The sequence below is a fragment of the Dolosigranulum pigrum ATCC 51524 genome (assembly GCF_000245815.1).
GTDB classification, from domain to species: Bacteria; Bacillota; Bacilli; order Lactobacillales; family Carnobacteriaceae_A; genus Dolosigranulum; species Dolosigranulum pigrum.
In genome coordinates this window covers 288,812-311,727 of the sequence record NZ_JH601103.1, presented here as the reverse complement: position 1 = coordinate 311,727, position 22,916 = coordinate 288,812, and the positions used below count along the sequence as shown (strand labels likewise).

Genomic DNA, 22,916 nt, shown 5'->3' with positions numbered 1-22,916 from the left:
CTGGTGGGACAGAGTTACGAAAAGCTGAATAACAGATTTAGACTGAATAAACTAATTATAATTGGAGGAAACAAACATGCGCACAACTTATATGGCAAAAGAGAGCGATATCGAGCGTAAGTGGCATGTAGTTGACGCGACGGATATTCCATTAGGTCGTTTGTCAGCTGCGGTTGCTAAAATTTTACGCGGAAAACACAAACCAACTTACACACCTCACGTTGATACAGGTGATTACGTTATTATCTTAAACGCAAGCAACGTGAAATTAACAGGTAAAAAAGCAAGTGACAAGATTTACTCACGTCACACAGGATATCCTGGTGGTTTAAAACAAATTTCAGCAGGTGAATTGCGTGAGCGCAAACCTGAACGCTTGGTTGAATTATCAATTAAAGGAATGCTACCAAGTGGACCATTAGGACGTAAACAAGCGAAAAAATTATTCGTTTACGCTGATGGTGAACACAAGCAGCAAGCACAACAGCCACAAGAACTCGACATTAAAAACTTAATCTAAGGAGGGAATTTCATTGGCTAAAGTACAATATTTTGGAACAGGTCGTCGTAAGAACTCAACAGCTCGTGTTATTCTAGAGCCAGGTTCTGGTGCGATCACAATTAATGGCAAAGATATCAATGAATACTTGAACTATGACCACCACCGTCTGATTGTTAACCAACCATTCGAAACAACAGACACAAAAGGTAGTTATGACGTTCGCGTAAAAGTTCAAGGAGGCGGCTACGCAGGACAAGCAGGTGCAGTTCGTCACGGAATTGCTCGTGCACTTCTCGAAGTAGACCCAGACTTCCGCGGACCACTTAAAGCAGCTGGTCTCCTCACACGTGACTCACGTATGAAGGAACGTATGAAACCAGGTCGCAAAAAAGCGCGTAAATCACCACAATTCTCAAAACGTTAATTTACAATTATATATTACAAAAACGTCCAACTCATTTACGGGTTGGGCGTTTTTTGGGTGTCTTGTTAGTCGAATGAAGCGGGTTATTCTATAAAAATCAAATATTTTGTAAATAACACTTGACAAAATGAAAGCGTATGATATTATTAAAGTGTGATACCGGTTACACATTGAGGTGAAGATAAGATGGTTACGATGAAGGATGTAGCAAATGAAGCAAATGTTTCTGTTGCCACAGTTTCTAGATCAATAAATAATAGTGGTTATGTAAGTAAAGAAGCGCAACATAGTATTAACGAAGCTATACAAAAATTGAATTATGTACCGAATGAAGTTGCCAGATCATTATATAAGAAAACATCGAGAATGATTGGAATGCTCATTCCAGATGTTACTAATCCATATTTTAATATGATTGTTAAGGGTGCAGAAGAATTCCTATCTTTACATGGATACATGCTTATAGTTGGTGATATATCAGAAAATATTAAAAAAGAAGAACAGTATCTTCAATACTTCCTACAGTACAATATAAGTGGCTTATTAATAGCTACTGGTGTCAATAAGAAAATAGGGAAAGATATACCAAGAGTTTATTTAGATAGAATTTTTGAGAATAAAGTATATAGCGTGTTAAATGATGATTACTACGGTGGAAAAATTGCTGCTAAAAGTGTAAAAAATTCTGCGCATAGAGTAGTTATTTTAAAAGGACCAGATAAGTTACCTAGTTCAAAAGAAAGACTTAACGGAGCTTTGGAGGTTCTTCGTGATAAAGAAGTTTATATTTTCGAAACTCATACTCATAGTCCTGAAAAAGCTAATATAATAGCTAAAGAAGTGTTAGATAAGTTTCCACAGGCTGATACAATTATATCATCTAATGATATTTTTGCTCTTTCAATTTTGAAAGAGATTCAAAATAGAGATAAAAAAGTACCCAATGATATTCAGGTTGTTGGTTATGACGGAATATCATTCGGAGAGTATACATCACCAGGACTTACTACAGTAGCACAGCCAGCAGAAAAAATTGGAAAATCAGCAGCTGAGATGCTTATAAAAATAATTGAAAATAAAAATATTGTTAGTCAAAATATTAAATTAAAACCAAAATTAATTAAACGAGAATCAATTAGGGAGTGATATTTATGAAGAGAATTACTGTAATTGGAAGTATTTCAACGGATTTTTTTGCAACAGCGCCGAGGTTTCCACAAAAAGGGGAAACGATAACTGGCTTTTCATTTGACACTGGATTTGGCGGGAAAGGGGCTAATCAAGCAATTGCTATATCAAAACTAGGTGGAACTGTTTCAATGATTGGAGCTGTTGGCTCAGATCGATTTGCAGAGCCATTAATTAACAACCTAACAGAAAATGGGGTAAATGCTGACAATGTGGAACGGGTTACAGATATAAATTCAGGCTCTGCATTGATCACATTAGCTGAGCAGGATAATAATATTATTTATATTCCTGGTGCAAATAATAAAGTGTCAGAAAAAATTATTCATAGTTCAAAAAAAATTATCTTGGAATCAGATTTAATAGTGATTCAGAATGAAATACCAGAAAAAACAGTTGAATATGTTATTAATCTCTGTCAGAAAGCAGGAGTCCCTATATTATTAAATCCAGCTCCAGCTAGAAAAATAGACCGAGCACTTATTGATCAAGTAACGTATTTAACTCCAAATGAAACAGAATGTGAAGTTCTCTTTCCAAATAAAGATATTAAATCAGTACTTAAAGAATATCCGAATAAACTAATAGTTACTTTAGGGTCTGAAGGTGTGATATATCATAATGGTAACAGTATAGTAAAGGTAGATCCAATTGAACCAAAAGAGATTGTTGATACGACTGGAGCAGGAGATACATTTAATGGTGCTTTATCAATAGCAATAGTTAATGACTTTTCATTAGAACAAGCTATAAAATTTGCTAACTTGGCTGCCTCTATATCCATTGAAAAACTTGGAGCACAAACGGGGAGTCCTACTTTAAGTGTAATGAAGGAGAGAAATACGTATGAAAAAATATGGGATTTTAAATAGTTCGATCAGTAAAGTATTAGCTGATCTTGGACATACTGATCAGATTATAATAGCAGATTGTGGTTTACCAATACCAGATCATGTAAAAAAAATTGACTTAGCTTTAAAATTAGGGAGTCCTAGCTTTTCAGAGGTTTTTGAAGTTATTTTGGAAAATATGTATGTTGAGCAAGCTGTCATTGCTAATGAAATAACAGAACATAATGAACAGTTAGAAAATATTATTAATAATAGTATCAATAATATTAATTATGTCTCTCATGAAGAATTGAAAAAACAATCAAATGTAGCTAAAGCCATTATTAGAACGGGGGAAGCCACTCCATATGCTAATGTGATTTTACAGGCTGGTGTTAATTTCTAATCAGAGGAGGTGAAGTAATGAATATCGAAATGACACATATTGAAAAAAGTTTTGGTTCTAATGAGGTATTAAAAGATGTGAGTTTTGAACTAAAAGAAGGCGAAGTTCATGCTTTAATGGGAGAGAATGGTGCAGGTAAATCAACATTGATGAATATCTTAACTGGATTGCATGAAAAAGATAGTGGTCTAATTAAGATAAATGGGTCTGAAATTATTTATGATAATCCAAAAGAAGCAGAAAATAATGGTGTTAGCTTTATTCATCAGGAGATGATTACTTGGCCAGAAATGAAAGTTATCGATAATATGTTCATGGGCAAGGAATTAACATCAAAATTTTCTTGGCTCAACATGGCAAAAATGAAAAAGAAAGCTAGTAATATTCTAAGTGAACTTGAAGTAAATATTCCTTTAGATAAGACCATGAAAGCTTTGAGTGTTGGAGAACAACAGTTAATTGAAATTGCTAAAACATTAATGAATAATGCAGAAGTTATTATTATGGATGAACCAACAGCAGCATTAACTGATAGTGAAATAAAAGTATTATTTCGGATTATAAGAAAACTAAAAACTAGTGGCGTTTCAATTGTGTATATATCACATCGTATGGAAGAAATTTTTGAAATATGTGATAGAGTAACTGTCATGCGAGATGGATTATCTATAGAAACTAATTTAATTGAGAATACTAGTGAGAAAGAAATTGTTAAGCAAATGGTGGGTAGAGATATTGATGATTTTTATCCAAGTCAAGATAATCGAACGGATGATGTTTTACTTGAATTAGACAATATTTCTACAGATAAAATAAAAGATATTTCCTTCAAATTACATTCAGGAGAAATATTAGGTTTTTCAGGATTAATGGGGGCAGGCAGGACAGAAATAGCTAGAGCTATTTTTGGAATGGATACTGTTCAAGATGGTAATTTTTATTTAGAAGGAAAAAAAGTAAATTTAGCATCGCCAACTAATGCTAAAAGTTATGGTATTGGATTTTTAACGGAAAATAGAAAAGAAGAAGGTTTAATTCTTGATTTTTCAGTAAAAGATAACATTGCACTTACTTCGTTAGGGGAATTTTCAAAGTATGGTTGGATAAATACAAGAGAAGAAGAGGATTTTGTTGATTTACTAATTAAGCGTTTAACTGTCAAGACAGAAAATCGTTACTTACCTGTTAAATCTCTTTCAGGAGGTAATCAACAAAAAGTTGTATTTGCTAAATGGATTGGTTCAGGGACGCGAATTCTTATTTTAGATGAACCAACGCGAGGTGTTGATGTAGGAGCAAAACGCGAAATATATAATTTAATGAATGAATTAACTGAACGTGGTGTAGGTATTATTATGATTTCTAGTGATTTACCGGAAGTAATAAATATTAGTAATCGAGTTTGCGTAGTTCATGAAGGACGTATTGCAGGAATAGTTGAAGGAACAGATATTAACGAAGAAAAAATTATGACATTAGCTACAGGAGGAAAATAAATGAGTAAAGCATTGAAGAAAATAGACTTTAGAAAGCTGGGACCAGTCATTGCACTTATTGTACTTGTACTTTTTGTTACAGCTTTAAATCCAAGCTTTATTAGATTATCCAATTTGTTTAATTTACTACGTCAAGTTAGTATAAATGCATTACTTGCTTTTGGGATGACATTTGTAATTATTACGTCCGGTATTGATTTATCAGTTGGATCAATCTTGGCACTAAGCAGTGCTTTAACAGCAGGTATGATAGCTAGTGGAATCCCTTCTTCATTAGCGATTATATTTGGGTTATTAATTGGTGGAGTTATGGGATTTGCAAATGGATTCTTTATCACGAAAGGGAATGTAGCACCATTTATTGCTACGTTAGCAACAATGACTATTTATCGTGGCTTGACACTTGTTTATACTGGTGGGAATCCGGTATCTAATTTCGATCCGGGATTATCACTTCAAATTTTAGGCCGAGGAAGTTATTTTGGAGTTCCTATTCCAGTTATTGTCATGTTGCTTGTATTTGCTATTTTGTATGCATTCTTGCATAAAATGACATTCGGAAGAAAAGTTTTTGCAATAGGAGGAAATGAAGAAGCTGCACATATTGCTGGTATCAAAACAGATAGAATTAAACTTTGGGTATACACTATTTCTGGGATGATGTCTTCTCTTGCAGGTTTAATCTTAGTTTCAAGATTAAATTCAGCTCAGCCAACAGCAGGTACTTCATATGAATTAGACGCTATTGCAGCAGTTGTTATTGGAGGAACTAGTTTATCAGGCGGAAAAGGAAGAATATTTGGAACGTTAATTGGAGCCCTAATTATTGGGACACTTAATAATGGGTTAAATATTTTGGGAGTATCAAGTTTCTACCAGCAAGTTGTACGAGGGATTGTAATCTTAATTGCCGTCTTTGTAGATCGTGGACAAGAAAACTAAAAAAGGAGAATAGAAGAATGAAAAAAATATACAGTTTATTAATAGTATTAATTGCATTTGTACTAGTAGGATGTGGTGGATTAGATACAGGGGGTGGAGAAGTAAGTGTTGATGAACCAGTTGAAGAAAAACAAGCTGGAGATATTACGATTGGATTGTCAGTGTCTACTTTAAATAATCCATTCTTTGGAGCATTACGTGATGGTGTTGTTGAAACAGCAGAAGCTAATGGGAGTCAAGTTCAAGTATTAGACGCACAAGATGATTCTGCTACACAGAGTAATGATATTGATGATTTAATTCAACAAAATGTGGATATTCTACTAATCAATCCAGTTGATTCATCTGCTATTCAATCAGCAGTTGAAGCTGCTAATGCAGCTCAAATTCCGGTTATTACAATTGATAGATCTACAGATGGTGGGAGTATTTTATCCTATATTGCTTCAAATAATGTTGATGGAGGAGAAATGGCTGCTGAATATATTGTTGAATTATTAGGAGAAGGTGCGAATGTTGTACAATTAGAAGGTGTTCCTGGAACATCTGCTGCAAATGAACGTGGAGAAGGGTTCGAAAATATTGCTAATGAAAAACTGAATGTACTTGATAGTCAATCAGCAAACTTTAACCGGGCAGAAGGATTATCTGTCATGGAAGATATGTTACAATCTCATTCAGAGATTCAGGCTGTATTTGCTCAGAACGATGAGATGGCATTAGGCGCACTAGAAGCTATTGAATCTGCTGGGAAAGATATTGTTGTAGTAGGTTTTGATGGCAATGAAGATGCAGTAAGTGCTGTTGAAAAAGGTCAATTAAGTGGAACAGTTGCCCAAAAACCATATGATATGGGTAAAATTGCTGTCGAAACAGTCTACAAATTCTTCAGTGGTGAAGCAATTGAAGAACAAATTGACTCACCTTTGGAATTAATTAAGTAGTACTATGTTAACAAACTAGATATTCCCAAGATAAACTCGCACTAAACTAGTGACTAACTAGTATTAGTGCGAGTTTTAATATTAAATTGTAGTTAATTTTTTAGCACAATAGACTGGTTACTTTGAACAGTTAGCTTGTGCTCAAAAACTATTGAGTATTTTACTGCTTGCGCTTACAATGTAATTAGGAGGGATGAAATGATTGATAATTGGACGATAGGGATATTGATGACCATTTTAAAATATTCAACGATTTCATTATTTGAGTTAGAAGTAGAGACAAAACTAGATAGAGAATCAATTCAAAATAATATAAATCTTATTAATAAGGTTCTAGATGAGAAGGATTTAAATTGCATTGTAGAAGATAGTGGTCAATATTCAGTTCCAAATATACTTAGGGAAAATAAGGATGAAGTGCTAGATTTGTTCCGAAGCCATCAAATAATTCTTTCCCAAGAAGAAAGATTAATTTTAGTATATTTATTTATATTTTGTCGACAAGAATTTATTTCGAATCATCATTTACAGGATTTTTTAAATGTAAGCAAGAATACGACACTTAATGATATAAAAAAGCTAAGGATGGAGTGTTTAGATAATAAGGTTAAATTTGAATATACACGTTCTAAAGGTTATCACTTAGTTGGTGATGAAATTAATAAATATAGATTAGCGCAAAAATTTATAAGTAAAATGCAGTCACAATCTAATGGAGAATGGTCAACAACGTATCTTTTTAATCAATGGGAGCACAAAAATGAAAGTGATGCTTTACAACAACTAATTTTAAAGTTTGTAAAAAATCATAATTTAATTATATTAGATGACAGATTAAATGAATGTGTAATATTAATTTTGATGCTTTCTATTAGATTTAAATATCACAGTATTCCTGTACTGAATTTAGAAACGTATAATTCTGATATGATGGATAATTTAGTTGAAAATATTTGTATCTTTTTATCAGGTAAGTTTGGATTAGAGAATATTGCTGCAACTAGTATAGGTATATATTTCCAAAATATCTTAATGGGATGTTTTGAAGGAAATATATTGGATACTCGTAATGAATTTTTTCAACAACTTACAATTGATATTATACAAAGAATGGAAAAGCTATCATTGGTAGAATTTAATAATCGGGAAAGACTTATTGAAGGTTTGTTTCAACATTTGGTACCTGCTTATTATCGGCTAAAAAATAAGATGTTTACAGTAAATACGTATACTTCTGTTGTTAAGGATGAATATCAATCACTATTTGATATTGTGAAAGCAGCATTAAAACCGTTGCAGCGATTAATTGACTATCCTATTCCGGATAGTGAAATTTGTTATTTTGTTATTCATTTTGGAGGTTTTATTAAAGATATCCAAAAACAAGAAACAAAAATAAAAGCATTGTTAATATGTCCAAATGGAGTTAGTTCATCGCTTGTAGTACAAGATGAATTAAAAAAACTCTTTCCTAATATTATATTTTTAGATATTCATAGACATGAAGATATAAATAGTATGGGGTTCTTAGAGTATGATTTAGTTTTTTCTACAGTGAAGGTTAGAACAAGTAAACCTACCTATACAGTGCCGGTTTTAATGAATGAGCATGAGAAGAATGAATTATTTTATATGGTTAAAAAAGAGTTTCCAAGAGCTGATCGATACTCTAGAGATGTTGAAGAATTAATGATAATTATTGAAAAGCATGCAGATATTAATAACGAAAAGGATTTAAAATTTTTGATTTCTCAATATCTAAATACAGAAAAAAATTATAAAAAGGTGGTAAGTCCATTGTTAAAAGAATTAATAACTAAAGAAACATATCAAGTAACGGATCAAAATTTAAATTGGAAGGAGGCAATTGCATTAGCAGCTAAGCCATTACAAGAAAAATCTATTATAGATGATAATTATATTCCTGCAATGGTGAATAAAGTTGAGGAGTTTGGTCCATTTATCGACTTAGGAAAAGGAGTAGCTATACCTCATGCTAGACCAGAAGATGGTGTAAATGAAATAGGGATGTCTATGCTGGTGTTGCAGGAGCCTGTTTATTTAGCTAATGATAAAGACCATCCAATTGAAGTAATGATATGTATTGCTGCAGTAGACAATAAAAGTCATTTGAAAGCATTATCACATTTAACAAGAATTCTTAGAGATAATGAAATGGTTGAACAAATAAAGCAATCAAATAAATTTGTTGATATTGAAAACATATTAAACGAGGAGGAATAGAAAATGTTAAAAATAGGTGCAGTATGTGGATCAGGTTTGGGATCAAGTTTTATGGTGCAAATGAATATAGAATCAATTCTTAAAGAATTAGAGGTGGATATGAATGAGGTTGAAGTGGAACACTACGATATGGGGAGTGCTACTTCAAATGATGCTGATGTATGGTTTGTAGGAAGGGACTTAGAAGATTCAGCTAAACATTTAGGAGATGTAAGAGTACTGCAAAGTATTATTGACATGGATGAATTGAGAGAAGCAATTACTGAGCTCTGCAAAGAGAAAAATTTAATATAAAAACAAGGAGTGATATACAATGAAAGGTATTTTAGATTTTATCATTGATATTGTTAAAGAACCATCTATATTGGTGGCATCAATTGCTGTATTAGGCTTGATTTTACAAAAAAAATCACTACCCGATACAGTCAAAGGTGGAATTAAAACATTTGTAGGATTTATTGTGCTAAGTGGTGGAGCTGACATGGTTGTTTCTTCATTAGAACCATTTGGAACTATGTTTGAGGAAGCGTTTAACTTACAAGGAGTAGTACCTAATAATGAAGCAATTGTTGCAGTAGCGTTAACTACTTATGGAACAAGTACTGCTTTAATTATGTTAACAGGGATGATTGCTAATATTTTAATTGCTCGATTTACTAAATTTAAGTATATTTTTCTAACGGGTCATCATACACTATATATGGCTTGTATGGTTGCAGTAATTTTGTCAGTAGCAGGTTTTAATTCTATCGGATTAATTCTTTTTGGAGGGCTAGCATTAGGAATTATTATGACACTTTCACCTGCAATTGTTCAAAAATACATGGTCCAGTTAACCGGGAATAATAACATTGCGCTAGGCCACTTTAGTGCACTAAGTTACTGGTTAAGTGGATTTGTAGGACAACTAGTGGGTGGGGAAGATGCAAAATCTACTGAAGATATTAAATTTCCGAAGAGTTTATCATTTTTACGTGATAGCACAGTCAGTATTACGATTTCAATGGCGATTATTTACCTGATTGTTGCAATTTTTGCCGGAAATGAGTTTATTATGACTAACTTAAGTGAGGGAACAAATGGTATTGTATTTGCACTAAAATTAGCAGGATTGTTTGCAGCTGGAGTATTTGTTATTTTGGCTGGTGTTCGATTAGTTCTGTCAGAAATTGTGCCAGCATTTAAGGGGATTTCTGAGAAATTAGTGCCAAATTCAAAACCAGCCTTAGATTGTCCGATTGTATTTACTTATGCACCCAATGCAGTATTATTAGGCTTTATTTCAAGTTTTATTGGTGGATTACTTAGTATGATAATTATGATATTCACTGGTACTGTGGTTATTCTTCCAGGAGTTGTTCCACATTTCTTTGTGGGTGCAACAGCGGGAGTAATAGGAAATGCTTCTGGTGGAGTTAAAGGAGCGACAATTGGAGCTTTTTTACAAGGTATTTTGATTAGTTTCCTTCCAGTATTTTTAATGCCAGTTTTAGGAAATTTAGGTTTTGCTGGATCAACATTTTCTGATGCAGATTTTGGAGTCAGTGGGATTTTCTTAGGGGTATTGGCAGATAATGGAGGCACCACTTTAGTAGCTATTGGAATTTTAGTTGTGCTAGCTATTATGATTGGACTGTCAGTATTTACTAAAGAGTCTGAGAAAGGAATGTAAATAGAATGCATAAAATAGATTCGATAGATTTGTTTGCTGACAAAATAAGATATAATACATTATCGATGCTAAATAATTTAGGATTTGGTCACTATGGAGGAAGTTTATCAATTGTAGAAGTTTTAGCTGTTCTATACGGAGCAGTAATGGATATATCTCCTGAGAATTTTGATAAAATTGATAGAGATCATTTTGTTTTATCTAAAGGACATGGAGGTCCAGCTCTATATAGTGCATTGTATTTGAAAGACTTTTTTGATAAAGAAATATTAATGTCATTAAATCAGAATGGCACTAGCTTACCATCACATCCTGATCGTAATTTAACTCCGGGGGTAGATATGACAACCGGATCTTTGGGGCAGGGTATCAGTGTAGCGACAGGTATAGCACACGGTAAAGAGATTCAAAATTTAGATCACTTCACTTATACCATAGTTGGAGATGGTGAATTGAATGAGGGACAATGTTGGGAAGCTATTCAATTTGCTGCTCACTATCAGCTAGATAAGCTAATTGTATTTGTAGATGACAATAAAAAACAACTAGATGGACCAACAGAAGAAATCTGTAAACAGTTTGTAATTGAAGATAAGTTTAAGGCATTTGGTTGGGAGGCAACTACCATAGATGGAGCAGATACAATGAAAATATTACAAACTATTCAAATGTATCAAGCGTCTAATTCTAAAAAACCTAAATGTATAGTTTTAGACACAATCAAGGGGCAAGGAATTGAAGAAATTGAGACAATAAAAAATAATCATCACTTACGTCTATCAGAAGATATGTTAGGTGAATTTAAGGAAATTGAAGAAATGATGGCAAGAAAGATTGGTGATCAGTGATGCGTGAAACAAAAGAAATGAGAGAAGTTTATCGAGATTTTTTGTTGGAACATGTGGAGAAACGTGAGGACTTAGCAGTTTTAGAAGCTGATTTATCTAGTTCAATGAAAACAGATAGTTTGAAGAAAAAAATGGGTAAACGTTATATTAATGTAGGGATTATGGAAGCTCAAATGGTGGGAGCAGCTGCAGGGTTATCAGTAACTGGCCTTAAACCATATATTCATACTTTTGGGCCATTTGCATCTAGGAGAGTTTATGATCAAGTCTTTATTTCTTTAGCGTATGCACAATTGAATGCAACAATTATTGGTTCTGATGCAGGAGTAACTGCTGAAATGAATGGTGGTACGCATATGCCATTTGAGGAATTAGCTCTAATGAGAATTATTCCTAAAGCAACTGTGTATGAAGCTGTAGATGATATTCAATTTAAAGCTATTTTGGAAGAAACCTTAGATTCAGATGGATTTAATTATATAAGAACTATTAGAAAAACACCGTATCCTATTTTTAATGGGACAGAAGATTTTTCTAAAGGGTTTGTCCAAATTACAAATGGATCAGACGCTACAATTATTGCAAGTGGAATTATGGTACAGTATGCCCTTGAAGCCGTAAAAATTTTAGAAGAAAGAGGGATATCCACTAGTGTAATTAATGTGTTTAGGATCAAACCACTGCCTATAGAATTGAAAGAATTACTTTCTGGGCAAAATATTGTTACAGTTGAAAACCATAATAAAATAGGCGGTTTAGGTAGTGCTATATGTGAATTGATGGATGAACAAAATGTGCAAGTTAAGAGAATTGGTGTAGATGAACAATTTGGTCAAGTTGGTAAAGAAGCCTATTTGCGGGAAGTATATGGATTAACCACTGAAAAAATTGTTGAAAAAGTAGAAGAATATATCAAATAAGTTATTCCTGTACGTGATTTGATTAAATAATAGATATAGTTGAGAAATTTTATAATAATTTAATGATAGTAGGTAATAAATCTGTTTCTAGGTATTAAAAAGGAGTATTCCTCTTGAAACTGAATTTTCCATAACATGATGTGCTACCCTGGATTTTCTAGAATTCATTTTTGAAATCCCTCTCATAAAAACAGCAAACGGTTGAATAAAGCACTTTAAACGTTTATACTTTAATTAATAGTCATTGGAAATGATTATAAGAGGGAGTGTTATGATGTCTAGTATTACAGAGTTACTTAATATAAAATATCCAATCATTCAAGGAGGGTTGCAGTATATATCACGTAGTCCATTAGTTAGTGCGGTATCTAATGCAGGTGGATTAGGTGTGCTGACAACCGGTGGGATGGACAAAGAAGAGTTGCGAGAACAAATACAAGAAGTTAAGAAGCAGACAGATAAGCCATTTGCTGTTAATTTGACATTGATTCAAAAGAATATAGAAGAGCTAGTAGATGTGGTAGTGGAAGAAAATGTTCCTATCGTTACTACAGGAGCGGGATCACCTAAAAAGTTTATTCCAAAACTTAAAGAAAATAATACAATTATTTTGCCAGTAATCGCAGCGGTTAAGCACGCTAAAAAAATGGAAGCATTAAATGTAGATGGGTTGATAGTCGAAGGGCAAGAAGCTGGGGGACATATTGGGCAATTATCTACCCTACCACTTGTTCGACAAATTGTTAAAGCAACTCATTTACCCGTTGTAGCAGCTGGTGGAATAGGTGATGGTCATGGATTAGTAGCTGCGCTGGCTTTAGGAGCTAGTGGTGTTCAAATGGGAACTGTATTCTTAGCAACTCATGAATGCCCAATACCAAATAGTTTTAAACAGGCGATTATAGAAGCAGATGATTTATCTACTATTGTAACCGGAAGAACTTTAGGGCATCCGGTTCGTGCGATTAGAAATGAAATACTGCAAGAATATTTAGAATTGGAACAAAATAATGCTTCTCAGGAAGAACTGGATAATTTAGTTAAGGGTTCTCTGTACAAAGCCATTAAAGAAGGAGATAGACAAAGAGGAACTATGCAGGCCGGGGAGATTAGTGGATTGATTACAGAAATAAAATCAGTTGCTGAAGTAATAACGTCTATTACGAGTGAAGCAAAAGATGTCTTAAAACAATTAGAATTGCCGTATTAAAGGGAGTGAGTAAGCTTTATGAAGACGTATCAATTTGGAAAGGTTTCGATTACCTGGTTAGATGGTATGCGATCATATCATGATGGTGGCGTATTATTTGGACCCGTGCCAAAAGCTGTTTGGAATAAAAAATTTCCAGTGAACAATAAAAACCAAATTCCACAGGTAATGGATCCAATTTTACTGCAATATCAAGGAGAAAATATTTTAATAGATACCGGAATTGGGACCTCTAAAATGACGAATAAACAGCGGCGAAATGCTGGCGTCACTCGAGATACGACCGTTGAAGAGAGTCTCCAAGCGTTAGGTCTAACTGCAGCTGATATTGATACGATTATTCAAACACATATGCATAATGATCATGCTGGAGGTCTCACCAAATTAGTGAATGAAACCTTAAAGCCTGTTTTTCCTAATGCAACTATTTATATGAATGAAATAGAGTGGGATGAAGTCCGAAATCCAAATGAGCGAACAACCGGGACGTATTTGAAAGATAATTGGCAGCCGGTTCAAGATCAAGTGGTTACATTTTCTGATAAGTTTGAGTTAAATGACGCGATAACACTTCATCATACAGGAGGTCATTCACGAGGGCATTCGATTGTTGTTATTGCTCAGAATGAGGAGACCATGATTCATATGGGCGATTTATTAATGACCACAGCACACCTTAATCCATTATGGGTTCCAGCTGTTGATGATTATCCGATGACTTCAATCGAACAAAAGAATAAGTGGTTAGAATATGGATTCAGTCATCAGTCTCAATTTATTTTTTATCATGATCCGTATTATGCACTTGTGCAATGGGATAAATCGGGTGAAAAGATAGTGAAATCGATTCCGAGAGATAAAGAACCGCTTATCCCATATAGTGAGGATTATATGATATAAATAGGACGTGACAATTAATTGATAGATTATTAAATTAATAAATAGGAATTCCCTACTCATAGTGTGTGAGTAGGGGATTTTTTGTTGAATCATATAAGCGAGATGATTTTAGTATGATTCAGTATTGTCAGACGAGGTTAGGGGCGTATTCTCATCATATTTTTGTTAATTTTTTAGTGACAATTTACTTCATATGCGTTAAACTAGCTAGTGGTATGTATTATTCGATTTTAAAATAGATAGAAGGTTTTTTATGTTACATCAATTTAATAAATTATCGATTCCGTTAAAAATTTCGCTCAGTTTTTTAGTCACGGTGCTGATTGGTTCAGGATTACTTAGTTTACCGATTAGTCAGGCACATAGTTCAGAAGCGGTGTTCTTTGATCACTTGTTTACCGCTATTTCAATGGTATGTGTAACCGGCTTATACACACAACCAGTCTATTTGACGTATAATTTGTTTGGTCAAGTGGTCAGTATGATTCTGATGTCTATCGGAGGTTTGGGGATTTTGACGATTATTGCATATCTCTACTATGCGATTAATGAGCGTGTGAGTTTTTCGGAACAAGTTGCGGTTACAGAGGCGTTGAATCGGGAGAGTGTTGAGGATTTCAAGCCGTTTATTAAGTCCGTTTTTAAGTTTGTTGCAATGGTGGAAGTTGTAGGTGCCTTATTGTTGATGACGTATTTCATTCCTGATTTAGGGTGGAAAAAAGGAGCATTCACGTCAGCTTTTTTATCCATTTCGGCTTTTAATAATGCCGGGTTTGATAATCTGGGACCTACAAGTTTAATTGCGTATAGCCATGTGACTATCATTAATATTGTCATTCCGATGCTTATTATTTTTGGTGGACTTGGGTTTTCGGTTTGGAATGATTTGAAGGAACACTTTAAGCAGGCAACTTCTTGGGAAGATTATATTAGTCCTAAGCATTTGTTTCGACGGTTATCGTTGAGTTCTAAGGTGGCGATTACAGTTACGGGAGCATTGTTGTTAAGTGGGACGGTGCTGTTTTATCTATTGGAAGTGGGCCATACAATGGTGGGCTCAGCGTTCGTTGATCAGTTGAAGATATCCTTCTTCCAGTCCACAACTATGCGGACGGCAGGTTTTGCGACGGTAAACTATACCAAGTTACATACGGCGACTTTGTTAATTTGTACGATTTTTATGTTCATCGGTGGATCTCCGGGTGGAACGGCTGGGGGAGTGAAGACAACGACATGTGCGATTATCGGGAAGATGATTCTTTCAGAAATGAGAGGAGAGCAACAAGTTATTTTCTTCCGACGCTTAATTGACAAAAAAGCAGTTCAAAAATCACTCATTATTGCGATGACTTTCTTGGCAATTATTGTCACTAGTATTATTGCGATTACGTTGCTTGATAGTTGGGTAGATTTAGAATTTGTTATTTTTGAAGTAGTGTCAGCACTGGCAACGGTCGGGGTAACAGCTGACTTGACACCAGAATTAAGTCGGATGAGTCAGACCATCATTATGGTATTAATGTTTATCGGTCGTGTTGGTCCAATTACAATCTTCACGGCACTTAAGTTGAAAAAATCAAGCCCAGATGTCCAACGAGCAACAGGACAAATATTAATAGGATAGGATGATTAGATGAGACGAACAATTGGAGTACTTGGATTAGGCGTGTTCGGTCGTACAGTAGTGAAAGAATTGACGGACGAGCCAGTTGATATTATCACGATTGATAAGGATAAGACGATCACGCAACGCATAGAATCTTATGTGTTAGAAGCGGTTATTGGGGACTTCACAGATATGGAGTTAATCAAGTCAGTGGGTATCGCGCAGTGTGAGACGGTCATTATTGCGACGGCATCTTCCTTGGAGTCAAGCGTTATCGCTACCTTGAACTGTAAGAACCTTGGCATTAAGAATATTATTGTCAAAGTAAAGAATAAGCGACATAGAGAGATTATGGAACAACTGGGTGCCACTGAAGTGATTCGACCAGAGTATGCGGCAGGACTGAAGCTTTCCAAACAATTGCGCAATCCAAATATTCGCGATGTGATTGATCTGGAAGATGATGTATCGATTGTCGAATTTACTCCGCCGAAAAAATGGTTCGGTAAATCAATTAAAGAGTTAGACTTACGATCAGAATTTGGACTAAATATTATTGGGATCAAATCAGCTCAAACCAACATGATCAATTATAACTTAGCAGTCGATGCACCACTTGATGCGACAGATATCCTAGTAGCCATTGGGAATAAAGATGACATCGAAGAATTCGATTATGTAGAAGATTAAGGCTACCTATCAAAATAAATTAAATATTACAAAAAAAGCATCTACTTCATGAATCTGCAGTGTTCTAATAAGTGAAGTAGATGCTTTTTAAGTATATTCAGTACATTATCGTTCCGAATACCACTTCTCATGTTCGTACGCCATGCTCCAGAAGGCAATTTCGAATTCAACGGCTTTATGGAAGGCATCGAAATATTTTTCTTTTTGGGCATCGGATGCTTCTGCTGCGAGGTTATCCATAATTTGAATCATCTCATTCTTGGACGATTGGAACCAGTCACTAGCGTATGTCTGAATCCAGTTATCATAAAGTTCCTCGGCTGGATGCTGGTCAGCATAATAGGCACCAATATCGGCATAAACCCAATAACAAGGCAAAATCGCCGCAATCATCTCGCCTACGTCACCAAATAAGCAACAGCGATACATATGCGATGTATAGTTATAGGCAGCTGGCGCAGGCGAGAAGTCTTCTGCCTTGAAATCTGCTAAATCCAGTGCCTTCGCATGCTGTTCGTGCACAGTCAGTTCAGCCTGCGCTGTCTTTTGTGCTTTTTCTGCCAACCGAACCGTTAACTTGAAGTCATCAGAGTGAGCGGATGCTAGGGCATGTGCCTTTCCGAAGTGCTTCAAGTAGTATATATCTTGTTTAATATAAAACTTGAATGCTTCCTTATCCAGCGTCCCTGCTACCAACTCTTCAATATAAGGATGGTGAATGTTTTTCTCCCATGCTTCCTGCGACCGTGCTTTCATCTCTTCACTAAAACTCATAAAAAAGCCCTCCTTAAGCGTTTTAACCGCTAGACAGAAAGCCCTCATCTACCTTCGCTTCCCTCCGTCGATCTTAATCGAATCAGGTTATAAGGGTCTCTCTCAAGCCTCGCGACTACCCCTAGCAGTTATTTGTAGACAGTATACCATAGTGAGGGGAGAAGACAAGTGGAAGGGATTGCGGGTGAAAAGACATAAAAAACACAATTGAGATTATCCAATCATCATATAGGAATAATCCCTAAATGTTCTTTTATTAAAATACTATTAATAATCATTGTCATTTAAATCTTTAAATTATTTTATAAAATTACTGTTTTTTTAAAGATTTTATTATATAATATGAAAGAATTGTGGAATAAATTAGAATGATTTAAGGAATGTTGTTAATTTTTCAAACTGTGCAAATATGATTGGAGGAACCTTATGCTAGGAAAGAATAATAAGAAAGAACGGATTAATCGCTTACGTAATAAGAAAATTCACTATACAATCAAGAAGCTAAAAGTTGGTGTTGGATCAGTTGTTGTTGGAGCATCATTAGTCTTTGGAAGTGAAGCTGTATTGGCAGAAGAACAGTCTAATGCAACAACAGAGGACACTAAAGTGGAGACTACATATAATAAAGTAACTCCAAAAGTAGATTCTGAGAAAATTAATGAAGCAGTTGAAGCATCAGTAACATCTACAGAACAATTACCAACAGTGGAGGAGAAGATAGCAGAACCTGCTAGTAGTGGAGCGGAAGAACCAGTTCTAGAAACAGAAGAACCGGTTGGAGAGACCGAACTAACTCAACCAGTGGGAGAATCTGAGAAGTCTGCAGCATCTGAAGAATTCGAAACACTTCAAGAATCAATCGAGGACCCAGTAACTACTGAAAAGACTGATTTAGTAGATAGGGATGAACTAAAGACCCAACCACGAGCTAATCAATCAGCTGATAGAGAATATGATTTTGAAGAAATTCCGATAATCAATAAACCCGAACCAGAAGTTGATAATGCTAGTATAGAACCTGAAGATGGAAATTCAAGAGATATAGATCGTGAAGAATTAATAAAAAGTGCTGAAAGAGATAATATTCTCAAATCAGAATTGGTACAAAATGACGGGGGTCTTAATATAAGAGTTGAACAAGATGGTCCTCGTCTCGAAGATCAAGATTATATTGATACTCAAATAAATCAGCGAGTTTTTATAAACTATGATGGAGAAAAACAGTATGAAAATGTTATATTAAGATTTAAGAGGTCTAAACAGACATATGATGGATACATTTATGATTTCGCAGTTAATTCTGGTGAATTCTCAAGAGCTTCTTCCAATAAACGATCTGATTCTCATTATTATTCTGATTATAAAATAGGTACAATTACGCCCGGAATGAATAATATATCAATCCCTTTTAGTATTAAGGCGCGTAATTACCGTGCAAATAGCCTAAGTCAGGGTACAAACTCTGATTTCAAAGAAGAATTTGAAATTTCACTCGTTGATAATAATGGGGAAACTATTAGCAAACTGGCAGTAACATATGTCCAAAAAGCTTATCACATTATTCCCGTCAAAACAATAGAGGCTAATGTGAAACCACCATACAAATCTAGCTTTATCAATGAGTCAGGTGGTTCTAGTGCAAATCCTGAAACTGACCCATTAAAAGTTGGTTCATGGGATAATAACCCTAGTAATTATGGCCCTGTTAATTTTAGTGAATTCCAATTGAATTGGGAATTAAAAAGTGATCTATATAGTTATGAGTTTCCTAGTAAATATTTTATACCATCAGAGAAACTATTTTTTGAATTTCCAGAAGGATATGAGATAAGATTTGATGGGGGGTTACCTGCCCAAAAATTAACTGATACAGATCGCAATATATATACCTTTAAGAATAGATATTATAGTACCACAGGTAGACGGACAATGAATATGTATGTGAAAAATACAAATCTTTCTGAAAAAGATTTGTCCGGAAAAACTTTTTGGGCTAAGCTCTATGCAGATAATCCCTTAGAAAATTCTGAAACACTTTTGGCAGAGTATCATAAAGATAAATTGGGCTGGGTAGAAGTAGATACCTCTGAGAAAAAATTAAACATCCGCACTTTAGCATATCCGACCCGAACAAGACTTTCTCAAAGTAACGAAATAATAGGTAATTTCCGTAGATTATATACTAAAGAGGATTATAAAGAATTAAAACCAGATTTTGAAACAACAATAACAGGTACTACTTTAGATGGAAGTACGACTCCTATAACAAAAATTAACTTTAATAATCCATCTACTAAAGATTTTGAAATTGAGCGGTTTTATTTTGATAATACATTTAGTGATATTGATTTTCAGATTTTAGGTATAACAGAAAATAATGAGCGTAGCATATTATCTCGAGAAGCTGTTCTGGCGGGGGAAGTATCTTTCAATCAATTTAAAGAGTTTGATATAATCTTTGATGAGCCTATGCATGTGAAGAGGTCTGTATTTAATGTTTATATGAAAGCTTCTGAAGATGCAACGCATGAAGGAGTAACAACTTCTTCCAATGGTACTTTAGTAGCAAATGTTTCATTCAAAAAAACTGAATTAGAAGAAGTTACGGAAAGTACACATAGATTCAGTAATAATACAAATAATAAATATACTTTACAAGATATTCAACGAGTCTATAAGTTGAAGTCGGATATCTCACTAAAAGATGAAAGAGTTGATTTAAATAAAAGTTTTGATTCAAAAATTAGTATTGATCATTCCAGAGGATTACCGTCTAGAGTTAATCAGGATGTAAATAATTATATTTATGAGATTACAACGCCTCGAGGTGTGTATATAGATTTTCAGGATAAGAAAGCTGACTTTGAAAAACTATATACAATTGAAATGACTCAAACTGAAACTGGAGGAACAAATTATAAGTTTATCGCAAAGGAGCCTGTAACACCAATTTCAGTTGAACATAAACCTGAAAAGTTGAAATACCAGATGGATTCAGATGTTTTATTAAATTCTAGAAATGGATATGTGGAGTTTGAAATAGAACATCGTATAGATTTTGAAGAAAATGATAGATTTAAAATTGATGCTGAACACAGTAAAGCTGTTCGTCATGCTTCTGTAGCCGTTCCAACGGGTTTAACTAATACTATCGAAATAGGATCATCAAGAGATGGTAATTATTATGAACGTATAGCTTCGGTACCAGGAAAAGATCTCTATATGCGATCACGATTATTTAATTTAACTGATACACCTGTGACAGATAGAGGTGTTATTGTATCCTTACCACGTAAAGATGGCTATAACGTTAATGGTGAAAAACAGGAAACAACAAACAGTGTGTATTTAACTGAGTTTGTTGAACCTAATGAAAAATATGATCTTTTATATACAACAGAAGAATTAACGAGTGAATCTTCAATCGATAATGTTAAATTTGTATCTGAAAAAGAAATTACTAATGTTCAAGAGGTTACAGCTGTTAAGTATCAACTGAAAGAAGGTGTACAATTACGACCATATAATTATGATGAATTTATTTTAGTGGGACAACTTACCGAAGAATCAGAGCCAAGATTATATTCAAGGGTATATTCTAATCTATTTAACCCTAATGAATTAATTAATTTAGGTTCAATAAATGCAAGAATATATACAAATTATAAAACAATCTCAGTAAATGAGATAACTGAACCATTTGATACAGTGAAAAAAGAAGATGCTAGTTTGCCTGTTGGAGTATCAAAGACTATAATAGATGGTCGGGACGGATTAGTTAAAGAACGTACTGGTCAGTGGACATTATACGGAGAAGCTTTTGGAGAACCTAAAGTTATAGATAGCGAAGTAATAACAAAGAAAATTGACGAGGAAGTACTTGTTGGAACAGGGGTATTACCAGAAGTAACAGGTAATGATCCGTTGACAGTTCGTCAAGGAACGGGTGATACTGACCTTACAGACGGGATTACTATTACTGATAAGAATGCTAATGAAGACAAAGATGTTACAGCAGAATCTACTATAGAAATATTGAATATAGAGGAGATTAACTTTGATCAACCAGGTGAATATAGAGTTAACTTCCGAGTACGTGATTTAGATTTAAAAGAGGAGTATGAAGATCAAGCATATACTACATTTAGTCGAATTGTTAGAGTACAGGAAGTCGAATTTAGACCATCTGATGAGCTAGAATTTGGTGAAAAAGAAGATAGAGGTGATGAAGAGGGTAAACGTATTATCCTAGTAGGTAATCAATATATCAAAGCATTCCATGTACCAGCTCCAATCGAACGTATCCCAGATGTTAATTTAGCTCATGGTGAAGTTGTAGTTGAACAAGAAGGTAAAGATGGATTAGAACGAGTGACTTACGGAGCTTTTGTAGATCCTAAGACCGGAGAATTGGGACAGGCTCTTAAGATGTCTACTGAGACGGTTTATTCTCCAGAAAAACGTGTGGAACGTATCGGTGTGCGACCAAGTTCCGATGTTGTAGAAACATTCATCGAAACATTACAATACGAAACAATTATGATAGAAGATCCTAATCTTTACGTCGGTATGCAAGTTGTTGAGACAGAAGGTAGACTAGGTCAGAGTGTAGTGGAAACCCCACTTGTATTCGAAAATGGAAAACTTGTTAAAGACTTCGATAATCAAACTGTCGAAACCATTGATGCCATCGATAAAGTTGTTCGAGTTGGTACGAAACAGTTGCCAAACTTTGAAGCAATGCAGTTTGAATTAGATACCATTAAAGGTGTCTTAGAAGAAGCCGATAAACAACTTCAAGACCTTCAAGCATCAGATAATATTCAACAATATGAACTTGATACAATTAAAGCAGTATTACAAGATTTTGAATTGGCAATTAACAATTCAGCAGGTGACTTAGCAGAATTAATTCAACTCGTATCTGAATTGGATGGCCGAATTGCTGAAGAACTTGAAGATATTAGAGAAAGCACACTCTCTAGCTTAAAAGGTATAGCAGAAACCATTGAAGCTAATGAAGAAGCACTGAAAGAAAATCTAGATAAAATCCGTAAAAATATTCAGACTGAAAAAGATCGTCTCGAAGAATTAACTGAACGAGTAGAAGCAAATGAAGGAAACATTTTGCGACTTGAACAAGATATCTTAGACATGACTGATGACATCTTAAACATGACCAATGACTTGGATCACTTAGACAGTCGAGTAACTGATATAGATGCAGCTCTCCAACAAGAGATTACAGTGCGTAAGGAAGCAATTAACAACCTTTACACAGAGATTAATAATATCAAACTTCAAATTGTCAACAATGAAG

Annotated in this window: 19 protein-coding genes and 1 riboswitch; of the genes, 18 read left to right on the top strand and 1 reads right to left on the bottom strand. The window is 34.4% G+C overall.

Annotated features, from left to right (window positions below):
- The first annotated feature begins 76 nt into the window (after positions 1-76).
- From rplM to HMPREF9703_RS01285, 17 genes are all read left to right on the top strand, one after another.
- Positions 77-520: a 50S ribosomal protein L13 gene (gene rplM, locus HMPREF9703_RS01365; protein WP_004634932.1), complete on the top strand. Its 444-nt coding sequence runs from the start codon at positions 77-79 to the stop codon at positions 518-520.
- A 13-nt stretch (positions 521-533) separates the two neighbouring features.
- The gene (gene rpsI / locus HMPREF9703_RS01360) at positions 534-926 is read left to right on the top strand and encodes a 30S ribosomal protein S9 (protein WP_004634931.1); all 393 of its coding nucleotides are present in this window, start codon (positions 534-536) and stop codon (positions 924-926) included.
- A gap of 186 nt (positions 927-1,112) precedes the next feature.
- Complete coding sequence (locus tag HMPREF9703_RS01355) at positions 1,113-2,072, top strand: LacI family DNA-binding transcriptional regulator (protein ID WP_004634929.1); 960 nt, start codon at positions 1,113-1,115, stop codon at positions 2,070-2,072.
- Positions 2,073-2,077: 5 nt separating this feature from the next.
- Entirely contained in the window at positions 2,078-2,986 is a 909-nt protein-coding gene (gene rbsK, locus HMPREF9703_RS01350; protein WP_004634927.1) for a ribokinase, read from the top strand.
- Positions 2,961-3,350: a D-ribose pyranase gene (gene rbsD / locus HMPREF9703_RS01345; RefSeq protein ID WP_004634925.1), complete on the top strand. Its 390-nt coding sequence runs from the start codon at positions 2,961-2,963 to the stop codon at positions 3,348-3,350. Before rbsK ends, rbsD begins: the two co-directional genes overlap by 26 nt.
- Before the next feature lie 17 nt (positions 3,351-3,367).
- Entirely contained in the window at positions 3,368-4,846 is a 1,479-nt protein-coding gene (locus tag HMPREF9703_RS01340) for a sugar ABC transporter ATP-binding protein (RefSeq protein WP_004634923.1), read from the top strand.
- Positions 4,847-5,788 (top strand): ABC transporter permease, encoded by a 942-nt coding sequence (locus tag HMPREF9703_RS01335; RefSeq protein ID WP_004634921.1) that lies wholly within the window; start codon positions 4,847-4,849, stop codon positions 5,786-5,788. It begins immediately after the preceding gene.
- A 17-nt stretch (positions 5,789-5,805) separates the two neighbouring features.
- The gene (locus tag HMPREF9703_RS01330; RefSeq protein ID WP_004634917.1) at positions 5,806-6,732 is read left to right on the top strand and encodes a D-ribose ABC transporter substrate-binding protein; all 927 of its coding nucleotides are present in this window, start codon (positions 5,806-5,808) and stop codon (positions 6,730-6,732) included.
- Between the two features lie 198 nt (positions 6,733-6,930).
- Positions 6,931-8,976, top strand: coding sequence for a BglG family transcription antiterminator (locus tag HMPREF9703_RS01325; RefSeq protein ID WP_004634916.1), 2,046 nt, complete (start codon positions 6,931-6,933; stop codon positions 8,974-8,976).
- A gap of 3 nt (positions 8,977-8,979) precedes the next feature.
- Positions 8,980-9,270 carry a PTS sugar transporter subunit IIB gene (locus HMPREF9703_RS01320; RefSeq protein ID WP_004634914.1) on the top strand — a complete coding sequence of 97 codons (291 nt, stop codon included), beginning with the start codon at positions 8,980-8,982 and terminating at the stop codon, positions 9,268-9,270.
- 19 nt (positions 9,271-9,289) lie between these two features.
- On the top strand, positions 9,290-10,648 hold the full coding sequence (gene ulaA, locus HMPREF9703_RS01315; protein WP_004634912.1) for a PTS ascorbate transporter subunit IIC: 1,359 nt from the start codon (positions 9,290-9,292) through the stop codon (positions 10,646-10,648).
- 5 nt (positions 10,649-10,653) lie between these two features.
- On the top strand, positions 10,654-11,496 hold the full coding sequence (locus tag HMPREF9703_RS01310) for a transketolase (protein ID WP_004634909.1): 843 nt from the start codon (positions 10,654-10,656) through the stop codon (positions 11,494-11,496).
- The gene (locus HMPREF9703_RS01305; protein WP_004634908.1) at positions 11,496-12,416 is read left to right on the top strand and encodes a transketolase family protein; all 921 of its coding nucleotides are present in this window, start codon (positions 11,496-11,498) and stop codon (positions 12,414-12,416) included. The genes HMPREF9703_RS01310 and HMPREF9703_RS01305 overlap by 1 nt, the downstream gene beginning before the upstream one ends.
- A gap of 274 nt (positions 12,417-12,690) precedes the next feature.
- Positions 12,691-13,626: an NAD(P)H-dependent flavin oxidoreductase gene (locus HMPREF9703_RS01300; protein WP_004634905.1), complete on the top strand. Its 936-nt coding sequence runs from the start codon at positions 12,691-12,693 to the stop codon at positions 13,624-13,626.
- Between the two features lie 18 nt (positions 13,627-13,644).
- Positions 13,645-14,526, top strand: coding sequence for an MBL fold metallo-hydrolase (locus HMPREF9703_RS01295; RefSeq protein ID WP_004634903.1), 882 nt, complete (start codon positions 13,645-13,647; stop codon positions 14,524-14,526).
- A gap of 253 nt (positions 14,527-14,779) precedes the next feature.
- Positions 14,780-16,150: a potassium transporter TrkG gene (locus HMPREF9703_RS01290; protein WP_004634901.1), complete on the top strand. Its 1,371-nt coding sequence runs from the start codon at positions 14,780-14,782 to the stop codon at positions 16,148-16,150.
- A gap of 9 nt (positions 16,151-16,159) precedes the next feature.
- A complete protein-coding gene (locus HMPREF9703_RS01285; RefSeq protein WP_004634899.1) occupies positions 16,160-16,822 on the top strand; it encodes a potassium channel family protein in 663 nt (220 codons plus the stop codon).
- Positions 16,823-16,927: 105 nt separating this feature from the next.
- Here the strand turns inward: HMPREF9703_RS01285 and tenA are convergent, their stop codons facing one another.
- A complete protein-coding gene (gene tenA / locus HMPREF9703_RS01280) occupies positions 16,928-17,596 on the bottom strand; it encodes a thiaminase II (protein ID WP_004634898.1) in 669 nt (222 codons plus the stop codon).
- A gap of 42 nt (positions 17,597-17,638) precedes the next feature.
- Positions 17,639-17,729, bottom strand: a riboswitch (TPP riboswitch).
- Between the two features lie 293 nt (positions 17,730-18,022).
- Between tenA and HMPREF9703_RS01275 the strand changes: the two genes are divergently transcribed.
- A partial coding sequence (locus HMPREF9703_RS01275) for a G5 domain-containing protein (protein WP_004634895.1) occupies positions 18,023-22,916 on the top strand: 4,894 nt, incomplete at its 3' end.